We start from the raw sequence: 19,545 nt of genomic DNA, 5'->3' as shown, positions 1-19,545 counted from the left end.
CCTTTCCAGCCGGTGAATCACACGCCAACGGCGGATTGGATGTCGGCAGACTGCTGGCAGCATCGCCAGGCGTAGGCAATGATCGCAAGGTGACCGATATCGAAGCCAGCCCGCAGGTACGCCCCGACGAGAACGCATGGCAGCCGGGCGACTCGGCCCCGGCCGCCCCGCCCGCGGCGACTCCGGCCGCGATCAGCGACACGCTGCCCGAAGAGCGCTATCTCAACCGCGAACTGAGCTGGCTGGACTTCAACGCCCGCGTCCTGGCGCTGGCCGCCGACAACTCGCTGCCGCTGTTGGAGCGGGCCAAGTTCTTGGCGATCTTCGCCTCCAACCTCGACGAGTTCTACATGGTCCGGGTCGCCGGCCTCAAACGCCGCGACGAGATGGGACTGTCGGTGCGCTCCGCCGACGGCCTGACGCCGCGCGAGCAACTGCGCCGCATCGGCGAGCAGACCCAGCAGATCGCCAGCCGGCACGCCAAGGTGTTCCTCGAAGCGGTGTTGCCCGCGCTGGAAGAAGAAGGCATCTCGATCGTCACGTGGGCCGACCTCGATGAGGATGAGCGTGACCACCTGTCGACGTATTTCAACGAGCAGGTCTTCCCGGTCCTGACGCCGCTAGCAGTCGACCCCGCGCACCCGTTCCCATTCGTCAGCGGGTTGAGCCTGAACCTGGCGGTCACCGTGAAGCAACCCGAAGACGGCACCCAGCATTTCGCACGGGTCAAGGTGCCCGACAACGTCGACCGGTTCGTCCAACTCGAGGCCAAAGACGGCGACGAGAGCTCCGATGGCACCGTGGTGCGATTCCTGCCGATGGAGGAACTGATCGCCGCGTTCCTGCCGGTGTTGTTCCCCGGCATGGAAATCGTGGAGCACCATGCCTTCCGCATCACCCGCAACGCCGACTTCGAAGTGGAAGAGGACCGCGACGAAGACCTGCTGCAGGCACTCGAGCGGGAGTTGGCGCGCCGCCGGTTCGGTTCCCCGGTGCGCCTCGAAGTCGCCGACGACATGACCGAGAGCATGCTCGAGCTGTTGCACCGCGAACTCGACGTGCACCCCGGTGACGTCATCGAAGTGCCTGGGCTGCTGGACCTGTCGTCGTTGTGGCAGATATATGGAGTGGACCGCCCCGACCTCAAGGACCGGGCGTTCGTCCCGGCCACCCACCCGGCCTTCGCCGATCTGGAGACGACCCGCGGCATTTTCGCCACGCTGCGCGAAGGTGACGTGCTGGTGCACCACCCGTACGACTCGTTCTCCACCAGCGTGCAGCGCTTCATCGAAGCCGCCGCCGCCGATCCCGCGGTGCTCGCGATCAAGCAGACGCTGTACCGCACCTCCGGTGACTCGCCGATCGTGCGGGCGCTGATCGACGCCGCCGAAGCCGGAAAACAAGTCGTGGCAATGGTGGAGATCAAGGCGCGCTTCGACGAACAAGCCAATATCCGCTGGGCCCGCACGCTGGAGCAGGCGGGAGTGCACGTGGTGTACGGGTTCGTCGGACTCAAGACGCACTGCAAGACCTGCCTGGTGGTGCGCCGCGAAGGCCCGAACATCAAGCGGTACTGCCATGTCGGGACGGGCAACTACAACGGCAAGACGGCACGGCTGTACGAGGATGTGGGCTTGCTCACCGCCGACCCCGACATCGGTGCCGACCTCACCGACTTGTTCAACACGCTCACCGGATACTCGCGCAAGCTGCAGTACCGCAATCTGCTGGTGGCGCCGCATGGAATTCGCACCGGCATCATCGAGCGGGTCGAGCGCGAGGTGGAGGCGCACCGGCAGGGCAAGGACGCGCGGATCCGGCTCAAGATGAACGCCCTGGTCGACGAGCAGGTCATCGACGCGTTGTACCGCGCGTCGCAGGCGGGCGTGCGGGTGGAGGTGGTGGTGCGCGGCATCTGCGCGCTGCGCCCGGGCACGGAGGGCTTGTCCGAGAACATCTTCGTGCGTTCGATTCTCGGCCGTTTCCTGGAACACTCGCGCATCCTGCATTTCAACGCGATCAACGAATTCTGGATCGGCAGCGCCGACATGATGCATCGCAATCTCGACCGTCGGGTCGAGGTGATGGCTCAAGTCAAAGACCCGCGCCTGACCGCACAGCTCAACGAACTGTTCGAATCGGCCCTCGACCCCGCCACCCGTTGCTGGGAACTAGGATCCGACGGGGTGTGGACCGCCTCCCCGCAGGACGGCGAGAGTGTGCGCGACCACCAGGTGTCGCTGATGGAGAAGCATCGCAGCACCTGAGCTCGGGCCCCGCTCCGGAACACATCCACTGCCGCGCACGACATGTTCGAATTGACTTGCAGGAGTTGAGTGTCGCCCCAGAAATCGTCGGCCCGGCCGGCCCGGATCGTGTACGCCGCGGGTGCGGTGTTATGGCGACCGGTCGCGGACTCGGGCGAGTCGATCGAGATCGCGATGATCCACCGCCCCCGCTACGACGACTGGTCGCTGCCCAAAGGAAAGGTCGATCCGGGCGAGACGGCACCGGTGGCCGCCGTGCGCGAAGTGTTCGAAGAGACCGGCCAGCACAGTCATCTCGGCAGGTGCCTCACCACGATCACCTACCCGATCGACCAGGGCATCAAGAAGGTGCACTACTGGGCCGCCCGCAGCCTGGGCGGGGAATTCACCCCCGGCGACGAGGTGGACGAGTTGCGCTGGCTACCGGTGACCGAGGCCATGCAGGCCCTCGACTACGCACCGGACCGAAAGGTCTTGCGACGGTTCGCCAAACAACCGGCGGACACCAAGACCGTGCTGGTGGTGCGGCACGGCACCGCGGGCTCCAAGGCGCGCTACCGCGGCGACGACACCAAACGACCGTTGGACAAGAAGGGGCGCGCCCAAGCCGAGGCGCTGGTTTCCCAATTGTCCGCGTTCGGCGCAACCCACGTGTATGCGGCCGACCGGGTGCGTTGTCACCAGACGGTGGAACCGCTGGCCGCCGAACTCGGTGTGGCAGTTCACAACGAGCCCGACCTGACCGAGGAGGCGTACGCGAAGAATCCCAAGCGCGGACGCCAGCGGGTGTTGCAGATCGCCGGACGGGCGGGCACGCCGGTGATCTGTACGCAGGGCAAGGTGATTCCGGATCTGATCGGCTGGTGGTGCGACCGCGACGGGATCCGGCCAGACAAGTCGCGCAATCTCAAAGGCAGCACCTGGGTGCTGTCGCTCGTTGACGGCAAGCTCATCGCGGCAGACCACATCGGCGGCCCGCTTGCCGCCAACGTCCGGGCCTGACGCCGCCAATCGCGCGCATACGAATACCCTTCGGGCGACATCGCTGTCACCCGAAGGGTATTGCGTGTAGTACTACTTGCGGCCGCGCCGCGTGGCGGTGGCCTTCTTGGCCGGAGCCTTCTTGGCCGGGGCCTTGGTCGCAGCCTTGCGTACCGGGGCCTTGGTGGCGGCCTTCTTGGCCGGAGCCTTGGTCGCGGCCTTCTTCGCCGGAGCCTTGGTCGCGGCCTTCTTGGCCGGAGCCTTGGTCGCGGCCTTCTTCGCCGGAGCCTTGGTCGCAGCCTTCTTCGCCGGAGCCTTGGTCGCAGCCTTCTTCGCCGGAGCCTTGGTCGCAGCCTTCTTGGCCGGAGCCTTGGTCGCTGCCTTCTTGGCGGGGGCCTTCTTGGCCGCCGTCTTCCGGGCCGCACCCGCGACCACACCGCGCTTCACCGCGGGGCCCTCAGCCGGCAGCTTTTGTGCGCCAGCCACAACGGCTTTGAATTGGGCTCCGGGACGGAACGCCGGCACCGAAGTGGGCTTCACCTTGACCGTCTCGCCGGTACGCGGGTTGCGGGCCACCCGAGCCGCGCGGCGCCGTTGCTCGAAGACACCGAAGCCGGTAATGGTCACGCTCTCGCCCTTGTGCACGGCACGCACAATCGTGTCGACGACATTCTCGACAGCGGCGGTCGCCTGCCGACGGTCTGAGCCCAATTTCTGTGTGAGCACATCTATGAGCTCTGCTTTGTTCATCCAACCCTCCGAAGCCAGTGGTCCTCGTTTTGGAACCGACTAGAGCACACGGTAAACCCTCAGCTGGCAAATTGCCAAGAGCCACGCGCAATTTCAGGCCCCGATAGCCGACAAATTCGCAATCCGATTGCCGCCCTAGGCCGGTGGCGCCGCCGCGAATTGCCTTGGTTCAGCGTGGCAACCGAGTCGCAATTCGGCGCCGCCGCAACGCGTCAGGAGGTTGGCACAGTGCGCGGTTTCCACGCCGGACGGTGGGCTTCAAAAGCCTCTATCTCGGCGAGTTTCCGCAGCGTAAGGCCGATATCGTCGAGTCCTTCGAGCAATCGCCACGCAGTGTGATCGTCAATCCTGAACGGCAACACCGTGGTTCCCGCAGTGATATTTCGATCTTGAAGATTGACAGTGATTTCCAGCCCCGGGCTCTGCTCGATCAGCTTCCAGAGAAGTTCGACACCATCTTGGTCGACTTCGGCCGCCAACAGACCCGACTTGCCCGCGTTGCCGCGAAAAATGTCGGCGAACCGGGACGAGATAACGACCCGGAATCCGTAGTCCATGAGCGCCCACACCGCATGTTCGCGGGAGGACCCGGTGCCGAAATCCGGCCCAGCAACCAACACTGAACCCCGGTCAAAGGGACTGAGATTGAGCACGAATGACGGATCCGAGCGCCAGCTCGCGAACAAGCCGTCCTCGAAACCGGTTCGGGTGACCCGTTTCAGGAACACCGCGGGAATGATCTGATCGGTGTCGACATTGGACCGCCGCAGCGGCACCCCTATTCCGGTGTGGGTGTGAAACGCTTCCATGATTCCCCTATTTCTCAGTCTGAATTCAAGTCTGGTCAGTTCAAGTCGGCCGGCGCGGAGAGCGTGCCGCGCACCGCGGTGGCCGCGGCAACGGCCGGTGACACCAGGTGCGTTCGGCCGCCCTTGCCCTGTCGCCCTTCGAAATTGCGGTTGGACGTCGCCGCGCAGCGCTCCCCGGGCGAGAGTTGGTCCGGGTTCATTCCCAGGCACATCGAGCAGCCCGCCTGCCGCCATTCGGCGCCGGCCGCGGTGAAAACCTCTCCCAGCCCTTCGGCTTCCGCCTGGGCGCGCACCCGCATCGAACCGGGGACCACCAGCATCCGCACACCCGGGGCCACCTTGCGGCCCCGCAGGATGTCGGCCACCACCCGCAGATCCTCGATGCGGCCGTTGGTGCACGAGCCGACGAACACGGCGTCGACCGCGATGTCGCGCATCGCCATTCCAGGCCGAAGGTCCATGTACGCCAACGCTTTCTCGGCGGCCTGGCGCTGCGCGTCGTCGGTCATCAGTTCGGGATCGGGCACCGCGGCGGCCAGCGGAACCCCCTGACCGGGGTTGGTCCCCCAGGTCACGAACGGGCTCAGCGAAGCTGCGTCGAGGTACACCTCGGTGTCGAAGACAGCGCCGGGATCGCTGCGCAGTTCCCGCCAATAGGCCAGTGCGGCATCCCAGTCGGCGCCGGTGGGAGCGTGCGGGCGGCCGCGCAGGAACTCGTAGGTGATCTCGTCGGGGGCCACCATGCCGGCGCGGGCACCGGCTTCGATGCTCATGTTGCAGATCGTCATCCGGCCTTCCATGGAAAGCGATTCGATGGCGCTGCCCCGGTATTCGATGACATGGCCCTGCCCGCCGCCGGTTCCGATCTTGGCAATCACCGCAAGAATGATGTCCTTGGCCGACACCCCGGCGGGCAATTCGCCGTCGACGTTGACCGCCATCGTCTTGAACGGACGCAGCGGCAACGTCTGGGTGGCGAGCACATGCTCGACCTCGGATGTGCCGATACCCATTGCGATCGCACCGAATGCGCCGTGCGTCGAGGTGTGAGAATCGCCACAGACAATCGTCATTCCCGGCTGGGTGAGGCCGAGTTGCGGGCCGACGACGTGCACGATGCCCTGCTCGATGTCGCCCATCGGGTAAAGCCGCACACCGAATTCCGCGCAGTTGCGCCGCAGTGTCTCGACCTGGGTGCGCGACACCGGATCGGCGATCGGCTTGTCGATGTCGAGGGTGGGCACGTTGTGGTCCTCGGTGGCGATGGTCAGGTCGGTCCGCCGTACCGGGCGGCCGGCCAGTCGCAAACCGTCGAAAGCCTGCGGGCTGGTGACCTCGTGCACCAGGTGCAGGTCGATGTAGATCAGGTCGGGAGCCGTCCCGTCGCCCGAGACCACAACGTGGTCGTCCCATACCTTCTCGGCCAGAGTGCGCGGCCCGGCGCTGGCTGAACTCATGCGCGAATTGCCTCGATTCGTTGGTCGCGCGCCGCACCGATCCGACTGGGCTGGGATCTCAATATGTGAGACGCGAATGTCTTATCATGAGACAGCATACCGGTATCGACGAGAGTCCGACAACGTCTCAGCAGGCCGCAGCGGTGTCATCCCAAATTCTGAGACGCTAGTATTGACTTGTGAGACAACAGAGTGGCATCGGTGTGCTGGACAAGGCAGTGGGCATCCTGCACGCGGTAGCCGAATCGCCCTGCGGGCTCACCGAACTGTGCGAGCGCACCAGCCTGCCCCGGGCCACCACCTACCGGCTCGCGGCCGCACTGGAGGTACACCGCCTGCTGGCGCGCGACGACGACGGCCGCTGGCGGCTCGGGCCGGCCGTGACCGAATTGTCCGGCCACGTCAGCGATCCGTTGCTGAGCGCCAGCGCGACCGTACTGCCCCAACTGCGGGAGACCACCGGCGAAAGTGTCCAGCTGTACCGGCGGGAAGGCACCACCAGAGTCTGCGTGGCCGCGCTGGAACCGCCTGCGGGTCTTCGCGATACGGTTCCGGTCGGCACCAGGCTGCCGATGACGGCGGGATCGGGCGCCAAAGTGCTGCTCGCCCACAGCGATGCCGCCACTCAAAAAGCGGTGCTGCCCCATGCCAAATTCACCGACCGGGTGCTGGCCGAGGTGCGCCGCCGAGGATGGGCGCAGAGCGTGGCCGAACGCGAGCCCGGCGTGGCCAGCGTGTCGGCACCGGTGCGCGACAGCCGCGGCGTTGTGGTTGCGGCGATTTCGGTGTCCGGCCCGATCGACCGGATGGGCCGGCGCCCGGGGGCGCGGTGGGCCGCGGACCTGCTGGCCGCCGCCGAGGCACTCACCCGTCGACTCTGAGTGCGCGAGGCGAACCCGGCAGCGGGACAACGGAGCCACCTGACACACTGACGCCATGGGAACCAATCAGCGCGCGAGCATCGTCATGTCGCCCGAGGAGATCGCCGACTTCGTCACCAACAGCCGCACCGGCACGCTGGCCACCATCGGCCCCGACGGCCAACCGCACCTGACGGCCATGTGGTACGCCGTCGTCGACGGCGAGATCTGGCTGGAGACCAAAGCCAAATCGCAGAAGGCGGTCAACCTCAAGCGCGATCCGCGGGTGAGTTTCCTGCTCGAGGACGGCGACACCTACGACACCCTGCGCGGGGTTTCCTTCGAGGGCGTGGCCGAGATCGTCGACGACCCCGAGGTGCTGCACCGGGTCGGGATCAGCGTGTGGGAGCGCTACACCGGCCCCTACACCGACGAGATGAAGCCGTTCGTCGACCAGATGATGAACAAGCGGGTCGGCGTGCGCATCGTCAGCCGGCGCACCCGGTCCTGGGATCACCGCAAACTGGGCATGCCCCCGATGCCGGTGGGCGGCTCGACCGCGCCGACGGTGCGATAGCCCGCCGAACAACTGAAGTAGCCCCGATGGGATTCGAACCCACGCTACCGCCGTGAGAGGGCGGCGTCCTAGGCCGCTAGACGACGGGGCCGGACATGATCCGAGGAGTCAGCATAGCTCACCCCGGAAACCCCACCTAATCACTCGGCAGCTAGCTGGCAGCGGTCTGACGCGCGGTGGGATCTTGCTGGGGTACCAGGACTCGAACCTAGAATGGCTGAACCAGAATCAGCTGTGTTGCCAATTACACCATACCCCATTGGCTGCCTAAAACTGCTGGTCACTGCCGATTTTGCGGGTAAGTTACCCGCCTTTTGCGACAACTGTGGCCAGCCGTTGTAGACCTTCCGCAAGCCTCCGGAAGCCTGCGAAAGCCTCCGAAAGCTTCCCAAAAGCCTCCGAAAGCCGAAGTGCAGAGTATCAAAGACTCAGACCGCACTCCGCATGCCTAGGCGCTACGGCGCGAGAACCTGCTGCCGCGCCGCCCGCAGCCGGTGCAGGCTGCGATCGCGGCCCAGCAACTCCAGCGACTCGAACAGCGGCGGGCTGATCGTGGTGCCGGTGACCGCGACCCGGATCGGCCCGAAAGCCTTGCGCGGTTTGAGCTCCAGCCCCTCGATCAGGGCGGCCTTGAGGGCTTCCTCGATGTGCGCGGTCGTCCAGCCGGCCACGGCCTGCAGGGCCGCGACGGACGCATCCAGCACCGGACCCGAATCAGCGCCCAGCTCCTTGGCGGCGGCCTTCTCCTCGATCGCGTACTCGTCGTCGTTGAGGAACTTCAGCAGATCCCAGGCATCACCGAGCACGACGATTCGGGTCTGAACCAACTCGGCGGCGGTGGCGAACTGCGCCTCACTCAGCCCGAGTCGGTGACCATGGGTGTCGAGATAGTCGCGCAACCGGCCGGTGAAGTCGTCGACCGTGAGCCTCCGGATGTGCTCGGCGTTCAGCGCGTCGGCCTTCTTCTGGTCGAATCGGGCCGGGTTGGAGTTGACGTCGACAACGTCGAACGCGGCGACCATCTCGTCCAGGCTGAACAGGTCGTGGTCGTCGGCGATCGACCAGCCGAGCAGCGCAAGGTAATTCAGCAGCCCCTCGGGGATGAAACCGCGATCGCGGTGGGCGAACAGGTTCGACTGCGGGTCCCGTTTGGACAGCTTCTTGGTGCCCTCCCCCAGAACCGTTGGCAGATGGGCGAATTGCGGGATTCGCTCGGCGACCCCGATCCGGATCAGCGCCTGATACAACGCCAGTTGCCGCGGCGTCGACGGCAGCAGGTCGTCGCCCCGCAGCACATGCGTGATCCGCATCAGCGCGTCGTCACACGGATTGACCAAGGTGTACAACGGATCTCCGTTGGCGCGGGTGAGCGCGAAGTCCGGTACCGAGCCGGCCGCGAAGGTGGTGGGTCCGCGCACCAGGTCGTCCCAGCTGAGGTCCTCCTCCGGCATCCGCAGGCGCACCACCGGCTGGCGTCCCTCGGCCAGGTACGCCGCGCGCTGGGCGTCGGTGAGCCCGCGGTCGAAATTGTCATAGCCCAGCTTCGGGTTGCGCCCGGCAGCGATGTGGCGCGCCTCCACCTCATCCGGCGTCGAGAACGCTTGGTAGGCCTCGCCCGCCGCCAACAGCCGGTCCACCACGTCCCGGTAGATGTCGCCGCGCTGCGACTGCCGGTACGGCGCGTAAGGGCCGCCGACCTCGGGGCCCTCGTCCCAATCCAGGCCCAGCCAGCGCAACGCGTCGAGCAGTGCCGCGTAACTCTCCTCGCTGTCCCGCTGGGCGTCGGTGTCCTCGATGCGAAAGACGAAGGTGCCGCCGGTGTGCCGGGCGTAGGCCCAGTTGAACAGCGCGGTGCGCACCATCCCGACGTGCGGCGTTCCGGTGGGCGACGGGCAGAACCGAACTCGAACAGTCACGACTTTCCTTTGCGCATTACCGGGTTGGTGAGCGTACCGATGCCCTCGATGGTGATCGAGACGGTGTCGCCGTCCTCGATGGGCCCCACCCCGGCGGGCGTTCCGGTGAGAATGAGATCGCCTGGCAGCAAGGTCATCACCGCCGAGATCCACTCGATGATTTCGCCGACGTCGTGGATCATCAGCGAGGTGCGGGACTGCTGTTTGACCTCGCCGTTGACCTCGGTGCGCAGTTCCAGATCGGCCGGGTCCAACGGAGTGAGATCGGTCACGATCCAGGGACCGACCGGGCAGAAGGTGTCGTGTCCCTTGGCGCGCGTCCACTGACCGTCGGCCTTCTGCTGGTCGCGGGCCGACACGTCGTTGGCGATCGTGTAGCCGAGAATGTTTTCGGCGGCCTGGGCTGCTGGGACGTCCTTGCACGCCCGACCGATCACCACCGCCAGCTCGCCTTCGAAATGCACCGGTGATGCGTTGGCGGGCAATCGAATCGGTACGTTGGGCCCGATGATCGCGGTGTTGGGCTTCAGGAATATCACCGGGTCGGCCGGCGCCGGGCCGGTGACGCCGCCCATCTCGGCGATATGGTCGGCGTAGTTCTTGCCGATGCAGACCACCTTGCTGGCCAGTATCGGCGCCAACAGCCGCACGTCGGCCAGCGGCCAGGAGCGGCCGGTGAAAGTCGGCGTGCCGAACGGGTGCTCGGCGATTTCGCGGACCGTCATGTTGGCGGGGTCGCCCAATTCGCCGTCGATGCTGACGAATGCGACTCCGTCCGGACTGGCGATTCGACCAAGGCGCATGCGTTTTCTCCTACGTCCGGCCCACAGCTCATCAGATCACGCTGCGGGCACGCCGATGACTGCCGGCTGGCTGACACCGGCTCGACTGCAGCATTCAAGGGCATTCAAGCAGATCGGCTTGGCGGCAACCGGAGTGGTCACCGCTATCCTGGTTCGGTGGCTTGGTCTGCCGAAGGGTCTGGCGAAGGGTCTGCCGGAGGGCCTGCGGGCCCGGATATCGACGCGGATTTCGACGAACTGAGACGGGCCCGCGCGGTGGCTTTGGGCGGCGCGGGGGCTGCCGATGCCGACCAGCCGGCAGCCAAGGCGTTCCAGCGGATTCGTGCCGGGGGGTCGGCGAACCTGGGGCGCATTTTCGGACTTCTGACTGACGCCACCCCGGCCGGACGGGTGTACGCCGCCACGCTGCTGACCGGGCTCGACGCCGCCGCCGGTCGAAGCGTGTGGGAACGCCTGGCCACCCAGGACGACACCGTCGAGGTGGCCGACGGCGGCCGGGTGGTGCAGGCACGGATGTCGGACTATGCCCGCGAGCAGTTGGCGACGTTGGCCGCCCACAACGCAACCGGGGCCCCCACGGTAACCGGGCCCCGCACGGTAACCCGGCCTCGCGCTGTGACCGGGCCCCGCACGGCGGAATACGCGGTCACCGTCATCGAACCCGTCGGCCCCATCGAATCCGCCGAACCCGCCGAACCCGCCGAACCCGCCGAGCCCGCCGAACACGTCGAACCCGTCGGCCCCGCAACGGAAACCTATGCCCCGGCCGCACTACGGTATCCGGCCGTCGATTCGGTGGCCGCTCGGCAGGAGATCATCGCGGCATTTCACGGCGAGCCCCGCATCGTGCTGGTGAGCGCGCGCGACGAGCAGCAGTTCGTCGACAGCCTGTTTCGCGGCGTGGGGTCTACGACGGCGGTCTACGTCTGCCCCGAGACGCGCGAAGGCTGCGGCCTGGGACCGCACTTCGACCTCTACCAGGCTTTGGTGCACCCGGACTATCCGTTCGTGGCGACGCTGAACCTCGATGGCGACGCGACCGTGCAGTCGACGGTCCTCGACCGCCGGCTGGCCGCCTACTATTTCACGCACTACCCCCTGCCCACTGAAACCGCCCACACCGCAAGACGTTTGGTCAGTGAGATCATGCTCTCCCAACAGCGCCGGGTTCCACTCTCTCCACGGCAGATCGGCCCGGGTGTCGGCATGATCATCCCGCAGCGCGAGTTCGCGTTGCCCGTGGTGCACGACGTGCGACCCGACAAGTCGGGTCCCGGCGGGCTGTTCCTGAAGTTCATCGTCCCGCGCCCCGAGGGCGATTGCTCTGGATATCTCGAGCGGCTCGGCTTCATCCCATGGCGTCCCGGGATCGACTGGCACGACCCACCCGAGCAGCACGAGTTCGGGCCGGGCGCTGTTCCGCTCAACTAGCCTGCGGGGCGCCAGGGCGCAAATCCGAACTGCCGCAAGGCTTTCACCGCTTCACCGTCGGATCGCGGAATCAAGAATGTCCGGTACCGCAGGTAAGTATGCGAACCGTGCTGCGGCCCGGGGGCGGGGTTGAGCCGATAGACGACCGGCGGCCGCCCCGCGACCAGCGGGACCACCACCCCCGTACCCGGGACAAGACGACGTTCGTCCACAACGGTCAGCGGCTCCGCGAAAGTCAGGCGGTTCATCAGCTGCTGAACACGCTCTGCGGTGTCGTCCGCAGTGTCGTTCTCCGAGTAGTAGGCACACAGGTTTTCGTCCAGACCGGTGGACTGGACCGTACCGATTCCACTGGTCACCAACATGGCGATGAACGGGTAACCGGGGTGCACCAGCCGGTGATATCTGAAGAATGCGACAGGCGGCGCACCCTGCCCGGTGGCCACGGCGCTGCCCGTGATCTCCTCGTCCCGCACGTACACCGGCACGTTTCGGCGCAGTCCGGCGAACACGGCCTGGACGTACCAGGCATCGTTGGGCGCCTCGACCATCACCACCCGGGGCGCCCCGGACAACGCGCTCGTGATGGCAGCACGAACCTGCTCGGTCGCGGCGTGGGACTGCATAGAGCTGAATCTACTGCGGTACGCGGGCGGTCCGGCAAGAACTCTTCCTCACCGCAACCTGCTGAATTGCTGTCAGTATGGAAGCATGGCTTGATGTCATCGGACGCGATCGGCGCTACCACGCGCTGGTCGATGGTTGCCGTCGCGCTCGTGCTGACAGCCAGTGCGTTCAGCTTCATCTATGCCACGCCCTTCCTGATCCCAGCCCTGGAGTCCAGCCGGGCCACCCCGCTGTCGCAAAGCGGGTTGCTGGCGGCGATGCCGAGCCTGGGCATGGTGGTCACACTCATCACCTGGGGTTACGTCGCCGACCTTGTCGGCGAACGCATCGTGCTCACCATCGGCTCCTCGTTGACGGCGGCTGCGGCCTACGCCGCGTCGACCGTCCACTCGCTGGTTGCGATGGGGGTCTTCCTGTTCCTGGGCGGGATGGCCGCGGCCAGCTGCAACCCGGCCTGCGGCCGGCTGGTCGCCGGATGGTTCCCACCGCAGCAGCGGGGCCTGGCGATGAGTATCCGCCAAACTGCCCAGCCGCTCGGGATCGCGATGGACGCCTTGGTAATTCCGGACCTCGCCGAACACGGGTCACCCAACGGTGGACTGCTGTTCCCGGCACTGGCATGCGCGGTGTCGGCCGTGGTCGCCGCCGTCGTCGCGCATGACCCGCCACACAAGCCGCGCGCCCAAGCCCATCCGGACGAGTTGGCGAGTCCCTACCGAGGTTCATCCGTGCTGTGGCGCATTCATGCGCTGTCCGCGCTGATGGTGATGCCGCAGTCGATGACCGTCACGTTCATGCTGATCTGGCTGCGCGCGGATCAGGGATGGTCGAGGCAGTCCGCCGGGATATTGGTGGCAGTCACCGCGCTGCTCGGCGCGCTCAGCCGGATGGCGGCCGGGCGGTGGTCGGACCGAATCGGCTCGCGGATGCGGCCGATACGCCTGATCGCGCTGGCCACCAGTGTGTCGATGATGCTGCTGGCCTTCACCAACGAGCACCATCCCGTGGCCGTGCTGCTGATGGTCGCCGTGTCGGTCATCACCGTGATGGACAACGGCCTGGAGGCGACCGCGATCACCGAATACGCCGGGCAGTTCTGGAGCGGTCGTGCGCTGGGTGTGCAGAACACCGGCCAACGGCTGATGACGCTCGCCGGGCCGCCGCTGTTCGGGGCGGTCATCGGAGCCTTCGGTTATCCGGTGGCGTTCGCGCTGTGCGCGATCTTTCCGCTCGCAGCGGCCCCGGTGGTACCGACCGGGTTGGAGGTACCCGGTTTCGTGGACCGGCGGTCGACGGGCTGGCTCGCGGAGAACGAAGTGAACACACGCGAGTGACCACGACGCTGCCGGCGGCCATTCGTCAGGCCGATCGGCTCGGTGCTGTGCAAGCATGAGTGGATGTCTCAAGAGCCGGCCGGCGCGGTCGCCCGCTGGTCGATCTTGGTCCTGTCGCTGTTCGTCACGGCAAGCTCTTTCCTATTTATCAACGGTGTTGCCTTTCTGATCCCGCGACTGGAGGCCGCGCGCGGAATCCCGCTGACCCAGGCCGGCCTGCTGGCATCGATGCCAAGCTGGGGAATGGTGGTGACGCTGATCGCGTGGGGCTACGTGCTGGACCGAATCGGCGAGCGGATCGTGCTGGCGCTGGGCTCGGCCCTGACCGCCGCCGCCTCCTACGCCGCCGCGTCCGTGCACTCGCTGCTCGCGATGGGCGTCTTCCTGTTCCTGGGCGGCATGGCCGCCGCCAGCGCCAACAGCGCCGGCGGCCGACTGGTGTCGGGCTGGTTCCCGCCGCAACAGCGCGGCCTGGCCATGGGCATCCGCCAAACCGCGCAACCATTCGGAATTGCGTTGGGCGCCATGGCAATTCCCGAACTGGCCGAAGGCGGCGCGCATGCCGGGTTGATGTTTCCCGCGGTGGTATGCGCCGTCGCCGCGGTGGTCAGCCTGATCGGCGTGGTGAACCCGCCGCGCAAACCGCGCGCAGCGGCCAGCGACGAGGAACTGTCCAGCCCCTACCTGGGATCGGGGGTGCTGTGGCGAATCCACACCGTTTCCGCGCTGCTGATGATGCCGCAGACGGTGACGGTGACGTTCATGCTGGTCTGGCTGATCAACCACCACCACTGGACGGTGGCGGCGGCCGGCGGACTGGTGACCATCTCGCAGCTGATCGGCGCCGGCGGCCGGATCCTGGTCGGCCGCTGGTCGGATCGGATCGGCTCCCGGATGCGGCCGGTCCGCATCATCGCCGCCGCGTCGGCGTTGACGCTGTTTCTGCTGGCCCTCGCCGACCACGCGGATTCCCGCTACGACGTGTTGCTGATGATCCTCGTCTCGGTGATTGCCGTGCTGGACAACGGCCTGGAAGCCACCGCCATCACCGAGTTCGCCGGGCCGTATTGGAGCGGACGCGCGCTGGGCACGCAGAACACCATGCAGCGGTTGATGGCCGCGGCCGGTCCACCGATGTTCGGTGCGCTGATCACCGCGGCCGCCTACCCGCTGGCGTGGGCGCTGTGCGGCCTGTTCCCGCTGGCTGCGGTGCCGCTGGTGCCTGCCGAGTTACTGCCACCAGGGTTGGAGACTAGAGCGCGGCTGCAATCCGTTCGCCGACATCGGTGGTGGCAGGCCGTTCGTCCCCGCGAGTCGCCAGGTAACTCGCCACGGCCCGATCCACCTTTGCCGCGGCCTCGTCCTCGCCAAGATGGGCCAGCAGCAGCGCCACCGACATGATCGCGGCGGTCGGGTCGGCGATGCCCTGACCGGCAATGTCGGGCGCACTACCGTGCACCGGTTCGAACATCGACGGGTTGGTCCGGGTCGCGTCGATGTTTCCGCTGGCAGCCAACCCGATGCCGCCGCATACCGCCGCGGCCAGATCCGTGATGATGTCCCCGAACAGGTTGTCGGTGACGATCACGTCGAACCGGCCCGGGTCGGTGGCCAGGAAGATGGTGGCCGCGTCGACATGCTGGTAGGCCACCTCCACGTCGGGATACTGCGTGCCGACGTCCTGCACGGTCCGCAGCCACAGTCCCCCGGCGAACGTGAGCACGTTTGTCTTGTGCACCAAGGTCAGGTGTTTGCGCCGCTTGCGGGCCCGCTCGAACGCGTCGATCACCACCCGGCGCACCCCGAATGCGGTGTTCACGCTCAACTCGGTGGCGACTTCGTGCGGGGTGCCGACGCGGATCGCGCCGCCGTTGCCGGTGTAGGGGCCTTCCGTTCCTTCGCGGACCACGACGAAGTCGATGTCGGGGTTGCCGGCGAGCGGGCTTTGCACCCCGGGGTACAGCCGGGCCGGCCGCAGATTGACGTGATGGTCGAGTTCGAAGCGCATCCGCAGCAGCAGACCCCGCTCCAGGACACCGCTGGGCACCGACGGGTCGCCGATCGCGCCGAGCAGGATGGCGTCGTGCTGGCGCAGTTCGGGTACCACCGAGTCCGGCAGCACCTCACCGGTGGCGTGGTAGCGCCGCGCGCCGAGGTCGTAGGTAGTCTTCTCGATGCCCGGCTTGACGGCATCGAGCACCTTGAGTGCCTCGTCGATGACTTCCGGTCCGATGCCGTCGCCGGCGATCACCGCGAGTTTGGTCACGAAAGATCAACCACTTCGAGCTTGTTGGCGCCCACCGCCTGCGCGATTGCCGAGCGCACGTCGTCGGGCACGTCCTGATCCAGCCGCAGCAGGATCGTCGCGTTCGTGCCCTCAGCGTCCTCGGACAGCTGCGCGGCGTGAATGTTCACCCCGGCCGCGCCCAGCAGCGTGCCGATCTTGCCCAGTGCCCCGGGCTGGTCGGCGTAATTGATGACCAGGTTGATCCCCTGGGCGCGCAGATCGAAGTGACGGCCGTTGACCTGCACGATCTTCTCGACCAGTTGCGGCCCGGACAACGTCCCGGCCACGTTGACCACCGAGCCGTCCGCGCCGACCGCCCGCACCTCGACCACGCTGCGGTGATTGGGGCTTTCGGTGGCCTTGCCGATCTCGGCGGTGACGCCGCGTTCGGCGGCCAGGGCGGGCGCGTTGACGAAGGTCACCGGCTCGTCGATGACCGCCGAGAACAAGCCGCGCAGCGCCGAGAGCTTCAGCACCTCGACATCTTCGGCGGCCAACTCACCGCGCACCTGCACCGACAACGTCACCGGCGCCTCGTCGGCCAGCGCGGCGGCCAGCAGACCGAGCTTGCGGGCCAGATCCAGCCAGGGCGCCACCTCTTCGCTGACCACGCCGCCGCCGACGTTGACCGCGTCGGGCACGAACTCGCCGGCCAGGGCCAGCCGCACGCTCTCGGCCACATCGGTGCCGGCCCGGTCCTGAGCTTCTGCGGTGGACGCACCCAGGTGCGGTGTGACGACCACCTGCGGCAGCTCGAAAAGCGGGCTGTCCGTGCACGGTTCGGTGGCGAACACGTCGAGGCCGGCGGCCCGCACGTGGCCGCTGGTGATCGCCTCGGCCAGCGCCGCCTCGTCGACCAGGCCGCCGCGGGCCGCGTTGACGATGATCACGCCCGGCTTGGTCTTGGCCAGTGCCTCCTTGTTGAGCAGGCCTTTGGTTTCCGGCGTCTTGGGCAGGTGCACCGAGATGAAGTCGGCGCGCGCCAGCAGGTCGTCCAGGGAGAGCAGTTCGATGCCCAGCTGGGCGGCGCGGGCCGAGGACACGTAGGGGTCGTAGGCGACGATGTGGGCACCGAACGCGGCAATCCGCTGCGCGACCAGCTGGCCGATCCGGCCCAGGCCGACCACGCCGACGGTTTTGCCGAAGACCTCGGTACCGGAGAACTTGGAGCGCTTCCAGGTGTGCTCACGCAACGTGGCGTCGGCGGCCGGGATCTGGCGGGCCGCGGCCAGCAGCAACGCGATTGCGTGCTCGGCGGCACTGTGGATGTTCGACGTCGGCGCATTGACCACCAGCACCCCGCGGGCGGTGGCCGCGTCCACGTCGACGTTGTCCAGGCCGACGCCGGCGCGGGCGACGATCTTCAGCTTGGGGGCGGCGGCCAGCACCTCGGCATCCACGGTGGTGGCCGATCGCACCAGCAGCGCGTCGGCGTCGGGCACCGCGGCCAGCAGCTTCTCGCGGTCGGGCCCGTCCACCCAGCGCACCTCAACCTGGTCACCCAGGGCAGCGACGGTCGATTCGGCGAGTTTGTCGGCGATTAACACAACAGGCAAGTTCACGCGGACAGCGTAGTCGGACGCAACGGCGGCCCGCGGCGCGGCCAGACATCACTCGGGAAAATCACGCAACGTCATGCGGCGCTGCTGGGTACGATCCGGCCGTGTCCTCCCCCACCCGCCCGGCGATCTGCCTCAACATGATCGTCCGCAACGAGGCACCGATCATCGAGGCGACCCTCGACATGGTCGCGCCCTACATCAGGTCGTGGGTGATCGTGGACACCGGCTCAGACGACGGAACCCAGGACCTGATCCGCAACCGGATGGCGGCCCTGGGCATCCCCGGTGACCTCTTCGAGCGGCCTTGGCGCAACTTCGGGCACAACCGCTCCGAGGCGTTGACGCTCGCCCAGGGCCACGGCGACTACATCTGGGTGCTCGACGCTGACGACAGCATCGAGGGCACTCTCGATTTCGGCCAACTCGGCGAGGACCTCTACCAGCTGCGTTACGGGCTCGGTTCGGCCGTCTTCTGGCGCCCCAATCTGTTTCGCGACGGGTTGCCGGTTCGCTACGAGGGTGTCGTGCACGAGTACGTGATGGTGGACGGGGACTTCACCCACGATCGGCTCGATGGCGATTACTACATCGATTCCCGCCGCCTCGGCGCGCGGAACTCCGACCCGCAGAAGAAGTATGAAAGCGATCGCGACCTGTTACTGGCCGAGGTCGAGCGCAACCCGGACGACGCGCGATCCGTGTTCTATCTGGCGCAGAGCTATTTCGATCTGGCGGATTTCGACAACGCGCGAAAGTGGTATCTGCAACGCTCCGAGATGGGCGGATGGGACGAAGAGGTCTACTACGCGCTGTACCGGGTCGCGAGTTCCATGTGGTCACAAGGCGAGGCGTGGCCGCAGGTGCAAGACGCCTACCTGCGGGCCTGGGAGTTCCGGCCGTCGCGCGCGGAGCCGCTGTATGACATCGCGCATCGGTACCGGCTCGACGAGCGGTACTGGCTCGGCTATCTGTTCGCCGAACGTGCCGCCGCCATTCCCTACCCGGAGCAGGACACGCTGTATGTCAGCCAGGAGGTCTACCAGTGGGGTGCGCTGGACGAGCTGGCGCTGTGCGCTTCGTGGATCGACAAGCACGCGGAGGCCTTCGCGGTCTGGCGTCGCGTGCTGGCCCAACCCGACCTGCCCGACGACGATCGGCAGCGGATTGCGGAGAACCGCGAAATCTGTGCGACGGCGCTGCGCGAAGCGGCATCCTCGTATCCCGCCGAGCTGGTGCGGGGTATGGTCTGCGGCCCACCCGACGCCGACGTGGTGGTCAGTCTCGTCGCCGGACCGGATCGTGCCGTCACCGAGCTGACACTGAACTCGTTTCTGAATTGCTGCACCGATGTGTCGCGGGTCGGGCGCTTCCTGGCGGTCGATGCCGGGCTGTCCGCCGCGGACCGCGCGACGCTCTTGAACCGCTACGAATTCCTGGAGTTCTGCCACCCTGGCCCGGAGGAATCCGTCGGGACCCCGCTGGCGCACCTGCGCGGTGAGGTCGCCGGACCGTTCTGGCTGCACCTGGGTCAAGGCTGGCAGTTCTTTGTGCGCGAGAACCTCATCACCCGGTTGCGGGCGGTGTTCGACGCCGAAACAAAGGTGTTCCAGGTGGCGATCAACTACGCCGACGCGGCCCAGGCGGGAGGTGTGCGCACCATGGAAAATCCAGTGCGCCAAGCCCCCGGCGGCGGAAGCTACTTTCTCACCGAGCAGGTGGCTTACGGACCCGCGATGTACCACACGGAACGGCTGGATCGGGTGGGCGTTGCGCCGGAGACCGAGCCGACCGCAGATTTGGGCCGGCGTGCGGCCGCCGCCGGCTTTCGCACCGCCAGCCTCGATGAGGTGGTGTGCACCGCTTCGCTTTGAGCGCGCAAGTCAG

Annotated in this window: 15 protein-coding genes, 2 tRNA genes and 1 pseudogene; 8 read left to right on the top strand and 10 right to left on the bottom strand. The window is 66.9% G+C overall.

Going from position 1 to position 19,545, the window contains the following annotated elements; all coding sequences use genetic code 11:
- The first annotated feature begins 53 nt into the window (after positions 1–53).
- Together MKCMC460_RS10220 and MKCMC460_RS10215 are read left to right on the top strand one after the other, a co-directional pair.
- Entirely contained in the window at positions 54–2,267 is a 2,214-nt protein-coding gene (locus MKCMC460_RS10220; protein WP_236983951.1) for an RNA degradosome polyphosphate kinase, read from the top strand.
- Between the two features lie 69 nt (positions 2,268–2,336).
- Positions 2,337–3,269 (top strand): NUDIX hydrolase, encoded by a 933-nt coding sequence (locus tag MKCMC460_RS10215; RefSeq protein WP_236981776.1) that lies wholly within the window; start codon positions 2,337–2,339, stop codon positions 3,267–3,269.
- 72 nt (positions 3,270–3,341) lie between these two features.
- Here the strand turns inward: MKCMC460_RS10215 and MKCMC460_RS10210 are convergent, their stop codons facing one another.
- The 3 genes from MKCMC460_RS10210 to leuC form a co-directional block, all read right to left on the bottom strand.
- Positions 3,342–3,998 (bottom strand): HU family DNA-binding protein, encoded by a 657-nt coding sequence (locus MKCMC460_RS10210; protein WP_236981775.1) that lies wholly within the window; start codon positions 3,996–3,998, stop codon positions 3,342–3,344.
- Between the two features lie 212 nt (positions 3,999–4,210).
- On the bottom strand, positions 4,211–4,807 hold the full coding sequence (gene leuD, locus MKCMC460_RS10205) for a 3-isopropylmalate dehydratase small subunit (protein WP_236981774.1): 597 nt from the start codon (positions 4,805–4,807) through the stop codon (positions 4,211–4,213).
- A 35-nt stretch (positions 4,808–4,842) separates the two neighbouring features.
- Positions 4,843–6,264, bottom strand: a complete 1,422-nt coding sequence (leuC, locus tag MKCMC460_RS10200; RefSeq protein ID WP_236981773.1) for a 3-isopropylmalate dehydratase large subunit — start codon at positions 6,262–6,264, stop codon at positions 4,843–4,845.
- Positions 6,265–6,443: 179 nt separating this feature from the next.
- Here leuC and MKCMC460_RS10195 point away from each other — a divergent pair, with 179 nt between their 5' ends.
- Positions 6,444–7,145 (top strand): IclR family transcriptional regulator, encoded by a 702-nt coding sequence (locus MKCMC460_RS10195; protein ID WP_236981772.1) that lies wholly within the window; start codon positions 6,444–6,446, stop codon positions 7,143–7,145.
- A gap of 55 nt (positions 7,146–7,200) precedes the next feature.
- The gene (locus MKCMC460_RS10190; protein ID WP_236981771.1) at positions 7,201–7,701 is read left to right on the top strand and encodes a PPOX class F420-dependent oxidoreductase; all 501 of its coding nucleotides are present in this window, start codon (positions 7,201–7,203) and stop codon (positions 7,699–7,701) included.
- A gap of 18 nt (positions 7,702–7,719) precedes the next feature.
- Here MKCMC460_RS10190 and MKCMC460_RS10185 read toward each other — a convergent pair.
- The 4 genes from MKCMC460_RS10185 to MKCMC460_RS10170 all read right to left on the bottom strand — a co-directional run bounded on the left by MKCMC460_RS10185 (position 7,720) and on the right by MKCMC460_RS10170 (position 10,420).
- A tRNA-Glu gene (locus tag MKCMC460_RS10185) sits at positions 7,720–7,792 on the bottom strand.
- Between the two features lie 96 nt (positions 7,793–7,888).
- Positions 7,889–7,960 (bottom strand) — tRNA-Gln (locus MKCMC460_RS10180).
- Between the two features lie 196 nt (positions 7,961–8,156).
- Positions 8,157–9,617: a glutamate--tRNA ligase gene (gltX, locus tag MKCMC460_RS10175; RefSeq protein ID WP_255735652.1), complete on the bottom strand. Its 1,461-nt coding sequence runs from the start codon at positions 9,615–9,617 to the stop codon at positions 8,157–8,159.
- Positions 9,614–10,420, bottom strand: a complete 807-nt coding sequence (locus MKCMC460_RS10170) for a fumarylacetoacetate hydrolase family protein (protein ID WP_236981770.1) — start codon at positions 10,418–10,420, stop codon at positions 9,614–9,616. Before MKCMC460_RS10170 ends, gltX begins: the two co-directional genes overlap by 4 nt.
- Before the next feature lie 156 nt (positions 10,421–10,576).
- Between MKCMC460_RS10170 and MKCMC460_RS10165 the strand changes: the two genes are divergently transcribed.
- A complete protein-coding gene (locus MKCMC460_RS10165) occupies positions 10,577–11,851 on the top strand; it encodes a hypothetical protein (protein WP_236981769.1) in 1,275 nt (424 codons plus the stop codon).
- Here MKCMC460_RS10165 and MKCMC460_RS10160 read toward each other — a convergent pair.
- A complete protein-coding gene (locus MKCMC460_RS10160) occupies positions 11,848–12,477 on the bottom strand; it encodes a hypothetical protein (protein WP_238305656.1) in 630 nt (209 codons plus the stop codon). The genes MKCMC460_RS10165 and MKCMC460_RS10160 overlap by 4 nt on opposite strands.
- A 93-nt stretch (positions 12,478–12,570) precedes the next feature.
- Between MKCMC460_RS10160 and MKCMC460_RS10155 the strand changes: the two genes are divergently transcribed.
- The gene (locus MKCMC460_RS10155; RefSeq protein WP_236981767.1) at positions 12,571–13,812 is read left to right on the top strand and encodes an MFS transporter; all 1,242 of its coding nucleotides are present in this window, start codon (positions 12,571–12,573) and stop codon (positions 13,810–13,812) included.
- A 63-nt stretch (positions 13,813–13,875) separates the two neighbouring features.
- Positions 13,876–14,931: pseudogene (locus MKCMC460_RS10150) on the top strand (MFS transporter); the annotation flags it as partial.
- A gap of 133 nt (positions 14,932–15,064) precedes the next feature.
- Here MKCMC460_RS10150 and MKCMC460_RS10145 read toward each other — a convergent pair.
- Positions 15,065–16,078, bottom strand: coding sequence for a 3-isopropylmalate dehydrogenase (locus MKCMC460_RS10145; protein WP_236981766.1), 1,014 nt, complete (start codon positions 16,076–16,078; stop codon positions 15,065–15,067).
- Positions 16,075–17,661: a phosphoglycerate dehydrogenase gene (serA, locus tag MKCMC460_RS10140; RefSeq protein ID WP_238305654.1), complete on the bottom strand. Its 1,587-nt coding sequence runs from the start codon at positions 17,659–17,661 to the stop codon at positions 16,075–16,077. The genes MKCMC460_RS10145 and serA overlap by 4 nt, the downstream gene beginning before the upstream one ends.
- A 101-nt stretch (positions 17,662–17,762) precedes the next feature.
- On the opposite strand from serA, the gene MKCMC460_RS10135 reads away from it, so the two are divergent.
- Complete coding sequence (locus tag MKCMC460_RS10135) at positions 17,763–19,532, top strand: glycosyltransferase (RefSeq protein WP_236981764.1); 1,770 nt, start codon at positions 17,763–17,765, stop codon at positions 19,530–19,532.
- Positions 19,533–19,545: the final 13 nt, after the last annotated feature.

The sequence above is a fragment of the Mycobacterium sp. 20KCMC460 genome, assembly GCF_022179425.1.
Lineage (GTDB): Bacteria > Actinomycetota > Actinomycetes > Mycobacteriales > Mycobacteriaceae > Mycobacterium > Mycobacterium kiyosense.
This window is presented reverse-complemented; position numbering and strand designations above follow the sequence as displayed.